General features: G+C 65.8%; 4 protein-coding genes and 2 pseudogenes. 2 read left to right on the top strand and 4 right to left on the bottom strand.

Features of this window, described 5'->3' with window-relative positions; all coding sequences use genetic code 11:
* Positions 1-911 precede the first annotated feature (911 nt).
* Both ACZ7DL_RS38550 and ACZ7DL_RS38545 read left to right on the top strand, forming a co-directional pair.
* On the top strand, positions 912-4,976 hold the full coding sequence (locus ACZ7DL_RS38550; RefSeq protein ID WP_470781666.1) for a LamG-like jellyroll fold domain-containing protein: 4,065 nt from the start codon (positions 912-914) through the stop codon (positions 4,974-4,976).
* A 120-nt stretch (positions 4,977-5,096) separates the two neighbouring features.
* Positions 5,097-11,981 (top strand): polymorphic toxin-type HINT domain-containing protein, encoded by a 6,885-nt coding sequence (locus ACZ7DL_RS38545; protein WP_470781665.1) that lies wholly within the window; start codon positions 5,097-5,099, stop codon positions 11,979-11,981.
* A gap of 401 nt (positions 11,982-12,382) precedes the next feature.
* On the opposite strand, the pseudogene ACZ7DL_RS38540 reads toward ACZ7DL_RS38545, so the two are convergent.
* The 4 genes and pseudogenes from ACZ7DL_RS38540 to ACZ7DL_RS38525 all read right to left on the bottom strand — a co-directional run.
* Positions 12,383-12,696 (bottom strand): annotated as a pseudogene (locus tag ACZ7DL_RS38540) (tyrosine-type recombinase/integrase); the annotation flags it as partial.
* An 81-nt stretch (positions 12,697-12,777) separates the two neighbouring features.
* Positions 12,778-13,287: pseudogene (locus ACZ7DL_RS38535) on the bottom strand (beta-ketoacyl synthase N-terminal-like domain-containing protein); the annotation flags it as partial.
* Between the two features lie 17 nt (positions 13,288-13,304).
* Complete coding sequence (locus ACZ7DL_RS38530; RefSeq protein WP_470781663.1) at positions 13,305-15,086, bottom strand: AMP-binding protein; 1,782 nt, start codon at positions 15,084-15,086, stop codon at positions 13,305-13,307.
* Between the two features lie 172 nt (positions 15,087-15,258).
* The gene (locus ACZ7DL_RS38525; protein ID WP_470781668.1) at positions 15,259-15,597 is read right to left on the bottom strand and encodes a nucleoside 2-deoxyribosyltransferase; all 339 of its coding nucleotides are present in this window, start codon (positions 15,595-15,597) and stop codon (positions 15,259-15,261) included.
* Between the last annotated feature and the right edge of the window lie 162 nt (positions 15,598-15,759).

Genomic DNA, 15,759 nt, shown 5'->3' with positions numbered 1-15,759 from the left:
GAGCGCAACCCCGGCCACTTCCTGGCCTTCACCGCGCTGGCAGCTGCCCTCATCTGCTACCGCAGACTCCCCAAATGAAATGGCCTGTTAGCGGACCCGGATGACCGAGAGTACGAAGCTTTGGCTGAGCTCAGCATGCTCGCTGGCGAAACTCAAGAAGATCTATCCACCTGCCTTCGGCGGCTACCACGGGTTCATGTGGGCCGAGTTCCTCGACCGCTGGCTCCGGTAGTTGCCTGGCCCATTTGTCCGCCACGATGCCCAAGCGATCACTCGCCGTGCCCAGTGTGTCGAGCGGCGTGCGAATACGCGAGACCTCAACATGCGAGCCCAACAGTCTCAACCCCGGAGTATCGACGGCCTGGATTCTCGCCCGACATGGCTCGACCCTCCGCGGCGCCCGGCGGTCTAATTTTCGGATCAGAGGACGGTGCGGGACACCAGAGCGAATCAGGGCTTTATGTGGCCGATTCTGTATCGGTGGGGATGTGATTCTTGCCAATGACCATCCCCGACAGAATCAGCATTCTGTGGCCCAAGTCACTGGTCGATCTGAGCTCTTTGCATTCTTCGCGGTGCGATGTCCCCTTCAGGGGACCTGGACCTCCCATCGAACTCATGTTTACCGTCGTGTGCACGATCTGTAAGAGGTCGGTCACATGGGGGCAGGGTCTGGGGAGACCTTGTGGGGAGGGTGTGTCATGTCTGCGGGGAGACGATGGTGCGTTGCCGGAGTGGTCTGTGCCGCAGTGGGGTTGGGCCTTCTGCCGTCAACGAATGCGGTGGGGGCCACGCGCAGTACCACATCGGTGGCCCACGCGTCGGACTTCTCGACTGAGGGGGATACCGAGTCGGCTGCTGCTGCCAGCGAGGCTGAGGCGTTGGCCCGAGCCAAGAGGTCGGGCCAGCCTGTGGAGATCACCTCCCTGAGGGGCGAGAGCAGCGAGGTCTTCGCCAATCCGGATGGCAGACTTCAGGCACGTGAGCACGTTCGCCCTGTTCGGGCGCGGGTGGACGGTGTGTGGAAGGCTATCGACACCGGCCTGGTGCAGACGGGCGGCGGGATGGTCGCACCGAAGGTCACGACCATCGGTCTGGAGTTCTCCGGCGGCGGTGACGTCCCGATGGTGAGGATGACGAAGGCGGGTCGGGAGCTGGCCCTGTCGTGGCCGGGAAAGCTGCCCACTCCGCAGCTTCGGGGTGACACCGCAACCTATCCGGACGTCCTGCCAGGGGTCGACCTGCGATTGGGGGCACAGCAGGACGGCTTCACCCAACTGCTGGTCGTCAAGTCGGCCGAGGCCGCTTCCAGCAGGGAACTGGCCGAACTGCGCCTGAAACTGGACGCCAGCGGCATGAATGTGAAGGAGACCGGCGCCGGCGGTCTGCAGGCCGTGGACAAAGGCGCCGGCAGTGCAGTGTTCGAGGCCGCGCAGCCGCTGATGTGGGACTCCAGCAAGGGCGCCTCAACGCAGAAGAGAGCCACTGCACAGCCTTTGGCGGCGCCGAGGGCGACGACAGCCTCCGGCGATGACGCGGATCCGAGTGCGGCGGAGTCGGGCAAGCTGGCCCCGGTCGGGGTGGAGGTCCCGGCTGGCCAGAACGAGCTGGTGCTGACACCGGACGCCGAGGTCCTTCACGGTAAGGACACGGTGTATCCGGTGTTCATCGACCCGAAGTGGGACGCACCCAAGGCCACGGCATGGACGGTGGCGTCGAAGTACTGGGCGTCCTCTCCCCAGTGGAAGTTCAACGGTGACCCGGACGCCGGCATGGGCTACTGCGGTTGGTACTACTGCAAGCCCTACGACACGAAACGGCTCTTCTACCAGATCCCGGTCACGAAGTACGCGGGCAAAGACATCCTCTCGGCCGAGTTCGTCGTACGTAACACTTGGTCGGCGTCCTGCAGCGCGCGAGGTGTACAGCTGTGGCGCACCAAGACTATTTCGTCCTCGACGACATGGAACTCCCAGAGCGAGGCCGGGTTCTGGATCGACCACCTGGCAACCGAGTCGTTCGCTCACGGCTTCGAGGGGTGTGGGTCGAAGGACGCCGAGTTCAACGTCAAGTCGGCCGTGCAGCAAGCCGCGGACAAGAAGTGGCCGACCATGACGTTCGGCCTCCGGGCCAGTGACGAATCCGACGCGTACGGCTGGAAACGGTTTGCGGACGATGCGTACCTGCGGGTGAAGTACAACCGACCGCCCCAGCAGATCAAGATGTCACAGCTCGACATGGAATACGGAGGTACCTGCAAGAAGCCGTCGGACGCACCACGCGTACGTTCCATGGGCAAGATCTACGCCGACAACGTCGCCGACCCCGACGGCGACAACATCAAGGTGCAGTTCCGTGCCGAGTGGGACGGCGGCAAGTGGACCCCGGATGCGACCGGCTACAAGAAGTCGGGATCCGACTTTGCGATCGGCCTCCCATCGTCCATTCCTGAGGGCAAGCAGGTCCACTGGTTCGTTCGCTCCTACGACGGCGGCCAGTACTCCCCATGGTCGTGGACCGGCGGTGCAACCGCCTGCTACTTCACCTACGACAAGCACGCGCCAGCGTCGCCCAGCATCTCCTCGGGCGACTACCCTCGCTCCAACACGGAGAACCCGGACGACGAGTGGTACGACGGCATCGGCAAGTACGGCACGTTCACGGTCGGCGGCAACGATGCACAGGCAGTGAAGTACTTGTGGGGCATCAACGTCGACCCCTCGTCAAAGAATGCCATCACCACCTCGGACGGCGCATCCAGGCTACTGAAGGTGCTGCCGCCGAGAGTCGGTGTGAACACCCTCTACGTTTCATCCGTCGATGCAGCAGGAAATATCTCCCCGCCCACCGGATACCGGTTCAGGGTCAAGGCAGGGCAGCCCGAGCGGGCGATGTGGCAGATGAACGACGCGGAAGGCGTCAGCGAGGCAACGGGCTCGGCTCCGGACCGGACGATGGAAGTCGGCGGCGGGGCCACGCTGCACGTGGCCGGCGCCAAGGACGCAGCAGTGTCATTCGATGGCATGGACGACTACGCCGCAAGTGACATCCCTGTCATCGACACCTCAGGGAGCTTCTCCGTCTCTGCCTGGGTGAAGCTCTCCGCTCTACCGGATCACGCGGCAGTCGCGGTGACGCAACCCGGAAACAAGTCGCCGGGCTTCGAGATCTACTACTCGGCAGGCAACGACCGGTGGGTGTTCAGCCAGCACACCTCCGACACCCCCGAAGCCGACAGTGTCAAGGCCATGCCCGCCACAGGAGGCGGCGTGAAGGTCGGCGAATGGACCCACCTGGTGGGAACGTACAGCTCCGGCAGTGACGAACTGAAGCTGTACATCGACAACCAGATTGCTGGCACAGCCACTTACAGCTCCCCATGGGACGCCCGGCGTGGCCTGCAATTCGGCGCGGCGACTCTTAACGGCAACAGGACCAACTTCTTTCCCGGCGCCATCGACGAGGTGCAGATCTTCGACAAATCGCTTTCGGGCGCCGAGGTAACCCAGTTGTACGGCAAGTCGTCCCTCACGACGGGTCGTCCCGCACGGGCAGTGTTCCCGATGAACGAACCCGCCACCGACCCCGAGGGCAACACCACCACGCAGCTGACCGGACGAGCAGAGCTACCGGACGCCACGTTCAAAAACGGAGTCAAGGCCGGGCAGCCCGGAATCGCCGGCAAGGCGCTCACATTCGACGGGATCGATGACTACGCCACCACTGGCCGTCCGATCCTGAACAACCAGAGCAGCTTCGCCATCTCGGCCTGGGCCAAACTGCCGAAGACCAAACCCGACCACGCTGCGATCGTCGCCACCCAGGCGGGCACACACCGTGCGGGTCTGGAGCTGTACTACTCGAAGACGTTCGATCGGTGGGCGGTCAATGAGTACTCGGCCGACTCCTCTGATGCCGCGCCCATCCGTGCAATGCAAGCGGACGGACAGGCCGCCTACGGCGACACATGGACACACCTTGTCGGAGTACACGACACGGTCGCCAACAAGCTGATCCTCTACATCAACGGGGTCAAGGCCGGCGAGACAGGCCTGCAGGCCAACTGGTACGCAGGTGGCGCGGTACAGATCGGCGCAGGCCTCTATGACGGTCAGCCCGGGTCGTACTTCCCCGGCCAGATCGATGATGTCCGGCTCTACGACCGGCCGGTGTCTGGCCAGGAGGTTCAGCAGCTGTTCAGACAGCGGCCGCTGGTCAAGGGACGCTGGACGTTCGAGAAGGCGTCGGGAACCCCCCTCATCACTCCTGACGCCTCCGCATCGGCCAACAACATGACCCTCTACGGCGGTGCCCGTCTGGATGCCGGCTGGGTCGACGGCGGCGTGACCCTCGACGGCGTGAACGACTACGGCACCACCTCCACCGTGCCGGTGGACACCAGCAGCAGCTTCACCGTCACCGCATGGGCCCAGGCGGCGGCGATCCCCAGCAAAGGCGTGACCCTGCTCAGCGTTCCCGGAACGACCAAGAGTGCCTTCACCGTCCGCTACGAACCCAGCGACACACCAGGCTCCGACCCGGGCCGATGGCAGATTGCCATGGCTGCAGCCGACACCAGCAGCGCCACCGTCACCCAGGTCGACAACAGCCAGTTCTACAGCCCCACCGAGTGGACACACCTCGCCCTCGTCTACGACGGCTTTTCCAAGCACCTGACGCTGTACGTCAACGGCGAAGAGGAGGCAGCCGCCTGCCAGGACTCCGACGGCAACGGCGACGCTGACGATTCCACATGCACGGACAAGCTCTCGTGGGCGGACGACGTCCTGGCCTTCAAGGTAGCTCAGCCGATGCAACTGGGACGGGCCAGGACCGCAACGAGCACCTGGGGTGAGTACTGGCCAGGCGCCGTCTCCGACGTGTGGGCCTTTCAGGGCGCACTGTCAGACGAGCAGATCAAGTCGCTCGCGACGGGCCAGCCCGGGATGGCAACCGACATTCCCGGAACCGACTGAACGTCCGGCGGGCTTCTGCAGGGCCCGCCGGGCTTTCTCGGACTCGGCATCCCAACCTCACTTCCGCTCCGCCGTGAGCGGCACGCACGCGGAACACCGCAGCGAAGGATTCAGGACACGATGAACGGCAGAACGAGCAGGCGACTGGCACGGTACCGGCGACGCCTCGCACTGGCCGCGGCCACGGTCATGGTGGGCACGCTCCTCCAGGCAGTGACGCAGCCGGCTCTCGCCGCGGACAACGGCAAGGGGCGGCCTGCCCTGCCCGACTCCGAGCACCCGGTTTCCACCACAACCGGCAAGGTCAGGCCACGCACCCTGATGAAGGGACCGCGGACCCCGAACGCAGTACCTCACACCTCCTGGCCCAAGGCAGCAACCACGCTGCTGCACATCCCCGTGGCCAACGCGAAGCCCTCCACGGCATCCGTCCGCGCCAAGGGACTGCCGCTGACGCTCGGCACCCAGGGCATGGCGCGGAAGAACCCCTACCACGGGGATGTCGAGGCACGCCTGCTCAGCCGTCAAGCGGCGCGGAAAGCCGGCGTCGACGGTCTGCTGTTCACCTTACGACCGAAAGCCACCTCGAAAACCGGGCAGGCGGGCCGCGTCCAGGCCCGGCTCGACTACTCCGGTTTTGCCGACGCCTACGGTGGAGGCTACGCCTCCCGCCTCACCATGGTGGAACTCCCCGCCTGCGCACTCACCACTCCGGACAAGGCTGCCTGCCGCTCCACCAAGCCGGTCAGTACGGTCAACGACGCGGAAAAGCAGACCCTGACCGCGCAGAACGTGGGTCTGAACGCCGGCTCCGCCACGGTGCTCGCAGCCGTCTCCGACACACAGAGCGCCCAGAGCGACTACAAGGCGACCTCTCTTTCCCCCTCGGCGACCTGGAACACGAGCCTCAACACCGGCGACTTCACCTGGTCCTACGACATGCCGGCCCCCGAGGTTCCCGGAGGACTGGCCCCCAAGGTCGGCCTGTCCTACTCCTCCGGATCGGTCGACGGACGTACGGCCAATACCAACAACCAGGCATCCTGGGTGGGTGACGGCTTCGACCTGTGGTCCGGCTACATCGAGCGCCGGTACAAGCCATGCTCCGACGACGGCGTCAAGCACGCGGACGGCAGCAAGCCGGGCGACCAGTGCTGGGGCTACGACAATGCCTTCATCACCTTCAATGGCAAGGGTGGCGAACTCGTCCCCGACGGCAAGGACTCCTGGAAGCTCAAGGACGACGACGGCACAGAGATCGACCACCTGACGTCCAGCGACCGCAGCAACGGCGACAATGACAACGAGTACTGGCGCCTCACCACGCCGGACGGCACCAAGTACTACTTCGGCTACAACCGCCTGCCAGGTTGGGCCGACGGGAAGGAAACCACCGACTCCACCTGGACCGCCCCCGTCTTCGGCGACGACTCCGGCGAGCCCTGCCACGCCGCCGCCTTCGCCGACTCCTACTGCCAGCAGGCATGGCGATGGAACCTCGACTACGCAGTCGACGTACACGGCAACGCCATCGCCTACTACTACGACAAGGAGACCAACTCCTACGGCCGTAACCTCGAGGCCAAGGACAACACACGCTATGTGCGCGGCGGAACACTGGACCGCATCGAATACGGTCTGAAGTCCTCGTCCGTGTACAGCACCAAGGCCCTGGCCAAGGTCGACTTCGCCAACAGCGAGCGCTGCCTGCCGGATGCTCACACCACGTGCTCGGACATCTCCACCGACGCCTTCTACTGGTACGACACACCCTGGGACCTGAACTGCGACACTGGCAAGGACTGCGACAAGGGTCGCTTCGCGCCGGTGTTCTTCACCCGTAAGCGGCTCACCGAGGTCACTACCCAGGTCTACAACGGCAGCACGTACCACAACGTCGACTCCTGGAAACTGGCCCACCGCTGGGGGACCTCCGACACCGACTACCAGCTGCTGCTCGACTCCGTCCAGCACACCGGACGCAGCGCCGAACCGGCTGTCACCCTGCCCAAAACCACCTTCGCGTACACCCAGCTGGCCAACCGGCTGGACAAAACCGGCGACGGCTACCCGCCCTTCATCAAAGACCGCCTGTCCACCGTCGCCGACGAATTCGGCGGCCAGATCGACGTCAACTACTCGGCCCCGGCCTGCGACTGGGACGCGCTGCCCACACCCGAGACCAACACCACCCGCTGCTTCCCGCAGTACATCGGCGGCGGCACAACCGACGACCCCGAGCGTAAGTGGTTCAACAAGTACGTCGTCACCTCCGTCACCGCCACCGACCGCACCGGCGGTGCCCCCGACCAGGTCACCCGGTACGACTACCTCGACGGCGCGGCCTGGCACTACGACGATGACGACGGACTGACCAAGGAAAAGTCCAAGACTTGGTCCCAGTGGCGTGGCTACGGACATGTCCGGGTCCGCACCGGCGGTCAGGGCGGCGCCTCCGCCATGAAAAGCCAGCAGGACAGCTACTTCCTGCGCGGCATGGACGACGATCGGAAGACCACCAGCGGCGGCACCAAGACCGTCACCGTCCCCCTCGGCGACGGCGAAGGCGACCCGATCACCGACGAGCCACCATCGGCCGGCTTCACCTACAAGACAGTCACCTACTCCGGCCCCGACGGCAAGATCCTCACCAAGACCGTCAACCGGCCCTGGCACCACGAGACAGCGAAAAAGGTGAGGGACTGGGGCACCGTCACCGCCAACTTCACCGGCACCGCCAGCTCCAAAACCTGGACCTCCCTGGACAACGGTGCCGGCACCTCATGGCGCACCACGACCACGGCCACGACCTACGACATCGTCGCCGGACGCGCCACACAGATCGACGACTTCGGTGACAACAGCACCAAGGCGGACAACACCTGCACTCGCACCACCTACGCCACCAACTCCACCGCCAACATCCTCACTCTCCCCTCGCGCACCGAGACGGTGGCCAAGTCCTGCTCCGACACCGTCAGCCGTCCGGGCGACGTGATCTCCGACGCACGCACGGCCTACGACGGCGGCGCCTACGACGCAGCTCCGACCAAGGGAGATGCGACCAACACCGCGGTGCTCAAGCAGTACGACGGCACCACAGCCGTCTACCTGGAGTCCGGCACCACCTTCGACGACTACGGACGCCAGCGCACCAGCACCGACCTGACCGCGGACGTCAAGGTCAACGCCGCTGGAACCCTCACACGCACCGCGCGTTCCGACCGCCGGACCACCACCACCGCCCCGGACCCCACCACCGGCTTCGCGACCAAGGTCACCATCACCACACCGCCGGCCAAGACGGGCGACGCGACCACCGCTCAGACCTCGAGCGTCACGTACGACGTTCTGCGCAACCTGCCGAAGTCCCAGACCGACACCAACGGCAAGGTGACCAACTTCGACTACGACGCGTTGGGCCGCTCCACCAAGGTCTGGCTGGCCGACCGCCTCACCGGCCAGACACCCACCTACGAGTTCACATACACCGTCAGCGACAGCAAGCCGGTCGCGATCGGTACCAGGACACTCGGCAACAACGGTGGACAGCTCACCTCCTACGCCCTCTACGACGGTTTTCTGCGGCCGCGTCAGAGCCAGGGACCCGGGCCGAGCGGCGGCAGCCTACTGGCCGACACCTTCTACGACGAACGTGGCCTGGTGGCCAAGGAGTTCGCGGCCTACTACTCGGTGAAGCCGCCGACGACGGTCTTGGCCGAGCCGGAAGACGCCCTCGACGTCGAGACTCAGAGCCGTTACACCTACGACGGCCTCGGCCGGCAGACCGAAGCCAAGCAGATGGCGGGTAATGGCGACGGCGGACCGCTGCTGTCCACCACCAGGACCCTCTACGGCGGTGACCGCACCACCGTGATCCCACCCGAGGGTGGCACCGCCACCACCGCCCTCATCGACGCACGGGGCCACACCACGGCACTGCGCCAGCTCCACGCCCGCAACGTCGACGCCGCCTACGACACCACCGCCTACGACTACACACCCCGCGGCGAGCTGAAGAAGGTCACCGACCCGGCGGGCAACAGCTGGTCGTACACCTACGACCTGCTCGGCCGGCAGATCAAGGCGGTCGACCCGGACAAGGGCACTACCCTCAGCACCTACGACGACCGCGGCCAACTGACCACCACGGACGATGCCCGACCCGACAGCGCCACCGACGACCGTCCGGACACACCGCTGCTGTGGTACGGCTACGACAACCTCGGCCGCAAGACCGAGGTGAGGGAGAAGTCGTCCACCGGCGCCCTGCGCGCCAAGTGGGTATACGACACTGTCACCAACGCCAAGGGACAGCTCGCCGAGACGACCCGCTACGACGGCACCAACGCGTACACCAGCAAGGTTGTCGCCTACGACCGTCTCTACCGGCCGCTACGCACGCAGATCACCATCCCGGCCGCAGAGAAGGAACTAGCGGGCACCTATATCTCCACCACGTCGTATATGACGTCGGGGGTCACCGCCGGCATCGGCTACTCCAGGGCTGGCGCCCTGCCCGCGGCAACCGCCGTCTACACCTACGACGACGCCACCCTGCGCCCGACCGCGGTCAACGGCAGCCAGGGCATCAAGGCGACCACGAGCTACAGCCTCACTGGTAAGCCTCTTCAGTTCGAGCTGTCCAACAGCGGCGGCAAGAAGATCTGGGCAACCAACACCTACGAATGGGGCACCCAGCGCCTGGCCTCCTCCCGCGTAGACCGAGAGAACGTCGCCGGCGTCGACCAGAGCAACACTTACCACTACGACGAGACGGGCAACGTCCGGTCCGTGTCGGACGCCTCCCGCGACGGCACCGACACCCAGTGCTTCACCTACGACTACCTGCGCCGCTTGACGGAGGCTTGGGCCCAGAACACCACCACCTGCGCCACCACCCCCAGCGGCAACGCCCTGGGCGGCACCGCCCCTTACTGGCAGTCCTACACCTACGACCTGGTCGGCAACCGCCGCACCGAGACCCTGCACGACCCCACGGGCGACGCCTCCAAGGACACCAAGCGCACCTACGCCTACCCCGACCCCGGGAAGCCCCTGCCGCACGCGCTGTCCTCGGTAACCACCACCAGCCCCACCAGCACCATCCAGGACAGCTACACGTACGACGAGACAGGCAACACCACCAACCGCACCCTGAACGGGGACGACCAGGACCTCACCTGGGACGCGGAAGGCCACCTCGCCAAGGTGACCGCCGACGACAAAACCACCGAGTACCTGTACGACACCGACGGCAACCGGCTCATCACCCGCACACCCACCGAAACCACGCTCTACCTCGGCTCCACCGAAATCACCCTGCCCAAGGGCAGCACCACCCCCAAGGCGACCCGCTACTTCGACCTCGACGGCGGAAACAAGGCCGTCCAGCAGGACGACGGCACCATCTCCTTCACCCTCGCCGACCACCACGGCACCGCCCAACTCGCCGTCGCGGCAGACACACAGAAACTCACCCAGCGCCGCACCCTGCCCTTCGGCGACATACGAGGAGCCAAGCCGACCGCCTGGCCCGGAACCAAGGGCTTCGTCGGCGGCACCGACGACACGAAGGACACCGGCCTCACCCACCTCGGCGCCCGCGAATACGACCCGACGACTGGCCGATTTATCAGCGTCGACCCACTGATGACGCCGACCGACCCACAAAGCCTGAACGCCTACGCCTACGCCAACAACAGCCCCATCACGAGCAGCGACCCGTCCGGCCTGTGTATGGCCGACCAATGCGGCATCGGCTACCCCGTCGGCGGCACCGGCTCAGGCGGCCGCAAAAAGGAGTACGTGAAGAAGGCCCCGCGCGGCGCCGGCGGAGTAGGCGCTCCCCGCTCCAGCGGGGCTGGATACCCGGGTCCGCTCCCGGCTGCGGCCAATGGCGACTCAAACAACATGGTGAAAATCCATGATGAGTGGCACGTCAAGCTCTACCCGGGTGTCTACTTCCCGGCCGACAACCCTCATCTCGAAGAAGTCGCCAAAAGATTCAATCACCGGGTCGAATACCAGTGTGGGCCCCACCGCTACGACTGCATGGTGGGAGACGGTCTCGCCGAATACGAGCGAATCAAGGCGAAAATGTTCTCCTGCGATTCAGATTGGGATTGCGGGAAAGACTGGTTCAACCCCACCGATTTGATGGCAGCTGGAGTTAACGCAGGCCTGGTGGGAGGTAATGGACAAGCTGGCCGGGTGGCCGGCCGGGGGGCCCGGCGAGGCGCGTCGACTGAAGGCGGCCCGTGCAGTTTCGACCCCGACACCCTCGTCCTCCTCACCGACGGCACATCCAAGCCCATCGTCAAGGTGAAGCCGGGGGACCGGGTCGAGAGCGGTGACCCCGACAGCGGAAAGCACAAAGGTCCGCGCAAGGTCACCGCCGCGTTCGTCAATCACGACGGCGACTTGATCGACGTGCAGGTACAGGACCTCGACGGGAAGACCCGGACGCTCCGCACCACCTCCCTTCACCCCTTCTGGGACGACACCACCCACACCTGGGTACAGGCCGGCAAGCTCAAGCCCGGCCACATACTCAACACCGCTTCCGACAAGCACGTGCGGATCACCGCCGTCAAGAAGCGCGCCGGCTCGGCGGACATGTACAACCTCACCGTCAGTGACCTCCACACGTACTATGTGCTGGCAGGGGAGACGCCGGTACTCGTTCACAATGCAAGCTGCTGGAGCGCGACGAAGAAGAAGTCGTCCGTTGAGAACGCCTACGGTCACTGGCAGAAGCACAAGTCCGAGTTCCCGAACCTCAACAACGCCAAGGAATATGTTGAGGCAGGGACGAAGTTTCTCCGTAGTACTGACCCGAATGTTTTGACGCGGACGAGGCCAAACGGAGACGTGATTCGATTTAATCCAGCCACGGATGAGTTCGGTGTCATGGATCCTTCTGGAGTACCACGCACATACTTCAAGCCGGACCCGGCATCTCACGGATACCCGACGAATATGGACTACTTTAATGCTCAATGACGGCGACCTGCACTGTCGGGTCTGTGGCTTGCTGCAGTGTGATCCTCCCTGGGGGGAAGACGGAAAGACCCCGAGTTACGAGATCTGTGATTGCTGTGGGGTCGAATTTGGGTACGAAGACGCAACCCCTGCGGGTGTCGTCCGAGCTAGAAGGAAGTGGAGGGAGTCGGGGTACCGGTGGGCGGAAAGCTCAGCGCGCCCTGAGAATTGGGAGCCTGACGTGCAAATGCAGTACGCCTGGCGTGTGCAAGATCCTGAAGCTGGATCGACCTCATAGGCATCGCTCAGTGAGCGGATACGCTGCACTGGGCCTGCAGTAAAGAAGATCATTCGCAATCGCACAGGGGCTCCATCGGTGAAGGTGCCGATGGAGCCCCTGACGGCAGTAGTTGACGGCAACGTCAGCGGACGAGGGCCGCGCGGGGTGGCGGTTCGTCGCCGTCGCCGTTGGCCGCCTCGGTGATCTCCAAGCTGCCGAGCGAGGTGCTGAGCGTGTCGATGGCGTCTCGCTTGAGGCGGAGTCGGACGTGGGCGTAGACGGTGGCGGTGACGCCGACGCGGGCGTGGCCGAGGAGTTCCTTGATCACGACGAGTTCGACGCCCTGTTCCAGGAGCAGGGTGGCGGTGGAGGAGTGGCGGAGGTCGTGGAGCGGAGGCGGCGGAGGCCGGCCTTGCGGAGGAGTGTGGTGAAAGTGCGGGTGAGGTTGCGCGGGTCCGCTCTGCCTTTCAGCATGCCCCTGTGCCTGATGTCGAAGGGTCGGAGCGCGTAGGGGATGTCGTTCTGCACCCTGTCGAGCGCGCCGAGGCCGCTCTCGGTAGCGGCGTCGGTGCCGGCGACGACGACCGTGTCGGCCATGCCGAGCTCGATCATGTCGGCAGCCATTCCGAGCGCGTACAGCGTGGCTGAGCACGCATTGGCGAAGGTGTACGTGGTGGACGCCCCGAAGGCCTGCTTCAGGGCGGTGCCGAAGTGCAGCTCTTCGAGGGCGACGTCCGCCTGGTCACGCCACCACAGTTCGAGGCTGCGCTGCTCGCGCATGGTGGTCCCAACCAGCACAGGTACCTGGGACAGGTCCTCTCCCAGGCCCGCGTCAGCGAGCGCCTGACGGACCACGGTGGTGAGCCAGCGGGTGGCGCGCCGCGGGATGTCGCCACCACCCTCGGGCCGGTCGTCGATCTCGTAGGCGTAGCCCGCCCTGTACTTGTCGGGGTCGAACGCTCGCAGAGGCGTGCGGCTCTCCTGGCCAGCACACAGCGCGGCGAATATCTCTTCGGGGCTGGCACCGATGTTGGCGACGGCGGCCATGCCCGTAATGTCCCAGGTCACGGTTGTGCAACCGCCTTCCGCAGCTCGAAGGCGGCCAGCTTGCCGGTTGACGTGGTCGGGAGTTCGGCGAGGAACTCCAGACGGGCGGGCCGCTTGTAGGCGGCAAGACCGCCGCGGATCGCGGCGTTCACCGCGCGCCGAACCATGGCCTCGTCGCATCCCGGCCGGGCAACCAGGTAAGCCACGGCCTGCTCCAGGCCGTCAGCATCCCGGCCGCCGACCACCGCGCAGTCCTGGACCCCGCCAGCGCCGCGGATGACGTTCTCGATTTCACCCGGCGCGACCTTGTAGCCGCCCAGGTTGAGCAGGTCATCGACGCGGCAGAGATGGGTGAACGTGCCGTCCGGCGCCCGGCGCACCACGTCGCCGGTGTAGGCGCCGCCGTCGGCGAAGGTGGCCGCTGCGGCCTCCGGGCGGCCGATGTAGCCGAGGGCGACGGTCGGGCCGGCGATGTGGAGTCGGCCCTCCTCCCCGTCGGCGACGGGCGTGCCGTCCGCAGCGCGGACGGTCGCGGTTATCCCGGGCACCGGTACCCCGAAGGTGCCCGGACGCTCGTTTCCCGGCGGGGTGCCGACGACTGTGTAGAGCACCTCGGTGGCGCCGAGACCGTTGAGCAGCTCGGCCTGGAAGGCGGTGCGGATCCGCTCGCTGAGCGGGGCGGGCAGATTCTCGCCCGCCGACACGCACAGCCGCACGGAGTCGACCGCCGCCGTCTCGGATGCGTTCAGCAGCGCGGCGTACAGCCGTGGGACGGAGAACAGCACGGTGGGTTGGTGGTGTTGCAGAGCGGCGGTGAGTGAGTGGACGTCGACCGTGCCGCGGATGAGTGCAACGCGGGCGCCGGCCGCCAGAGGGCACAGGACGGAGTTGCCGAATCCGTAGCCGAAGGACATCCGGGCGCTGGAGAGCACGGTGTCCTCGGGGGTCAGCGCCAGTACGGTGCCGATGCCGTCGGCCATGGCCGCGATCGCTCCCGCCGAGTGCCGGACTCCCTTGGGCATGCCGGTGCTTCCGGAGGTGTACTGCACGAGCGCCTCACGCCCCGCACTCCACACGGCCGGGGGCCTGGCGTCCTGCGGGCGGCGTGCGGGGCCGGGCTCGGCCGTGGCCAGAGCGGCGAGGACGTCCGCGCCGGCGAACTGGGTTGTGGTGGCGAACAGCTTCTCCAGGGCGCGTTGCCGCGTGGGGGCTGCGTCGAGGTGCACCGTCGCGGCGGCGCAGTCTTCGGCGATGTAGCGGACTTCGTCGTCCTTGAGCATCGGGCTGATCACCACGGGGACGCAGCCGTGCCACCACAGGCCGAGGACGGCGACGACGGTCGCCACGGAGTCGTCGGCGACCAGGAGGCCGCGGGCGCCCTCAGGCACGCCTGCTGCCCTGAGTGCGCCCGCGTATCCCCGTGCCGCCTCCAGGAGGGCGGCGTAGGTGATCGCCCCCGCCTGGGGGTCGAGGTAGCTGATCCTTTCGCCCCGGCCGGCGGAGACATGACCCGCCACCAGGTGGTCGAGCAGGTCGACCCCGCGGAGGCTTGTCGCCTGCTCGCTGAGCACGGACACCGCGGCGTCCAGGCTGGTGAGGGTTGCCGCTTCCTCAGCGGACAGGGCTCCGTACTCGCGCTCGATCGCGACCGTGATCGCAACCTTCTCCAGGGAGCTCATCCCGAGTTCCTCGTAGAACAGGGCACCGGACTCGATGCCCTCCTTCTCGACTTCGAGAACAGACGCCACGATCTCTCGCAGCCTGTCGAGGACTGTATCGATGGGTTCTGCATCGCGCACCGGCTGGGGTCCTTTCCGTATCTTCGTAGCCGAGAAGTGAGACCTGGTTAGACAGCGAGCGAGAGTGAACCGGAGACCTGCTCCCGCCCCTGATCCATGCGCCGGAACGCCGCTTGTTTCCGGTCAGGGATTGAAGAGCGGGATAGGGTGCCGCAGCGCTCGGCAGGAACGCTCAAGATTCCAGGCCGACCTCACAGGGGAACAGGACAGAAACGCCCTGGGGCTCCTCCGTGAAGATGACCCTCTTGGAAAGCGCGGACATGAAGCCGAGCTCGAAGATGGTTCCCTTTCCAACGCGGCCGCCGGGGTTGCGTACGACCACAGCGTCGGCCCGCCTGAACGCGTCCAGGTGCATGTACTTGTGCCGCCACGTGTCGCGTTCGTTCTTCAGGAAATCCTGGTAGTCGAAGAGGATGAAGTCGGTACCCACGGTCTCCGGCTTGACCCTCGTGGAAGGAGGGCTCAGCACCGCGGTACCGCTCTGGCGCAGACGGGCGATGACGTCCTCGATGTAGCCCAGAGACTGCTGGAAGCTGCCGCAGACAACAGCATTCCGGAATTCCCGCCGGGTCAGCCCCTGTGGGAGCTGTTTCAGCGGGTGGTGCCGCCGGCTCCGGTGCGGCCGCAGGGTGGCGGTCGTAGACGGCACGGTGACCGGGAGGTCCTGGCGGCG

It is taken from the genome of Streptomyces sp. NPDC036984 (genome assembly GCF_055607665.1).
The sequence above is the reverse complement of the archived record's forward strand: the minus strand, read 5'-3'. Positions and strand labels throughout refer to the sequence as shown.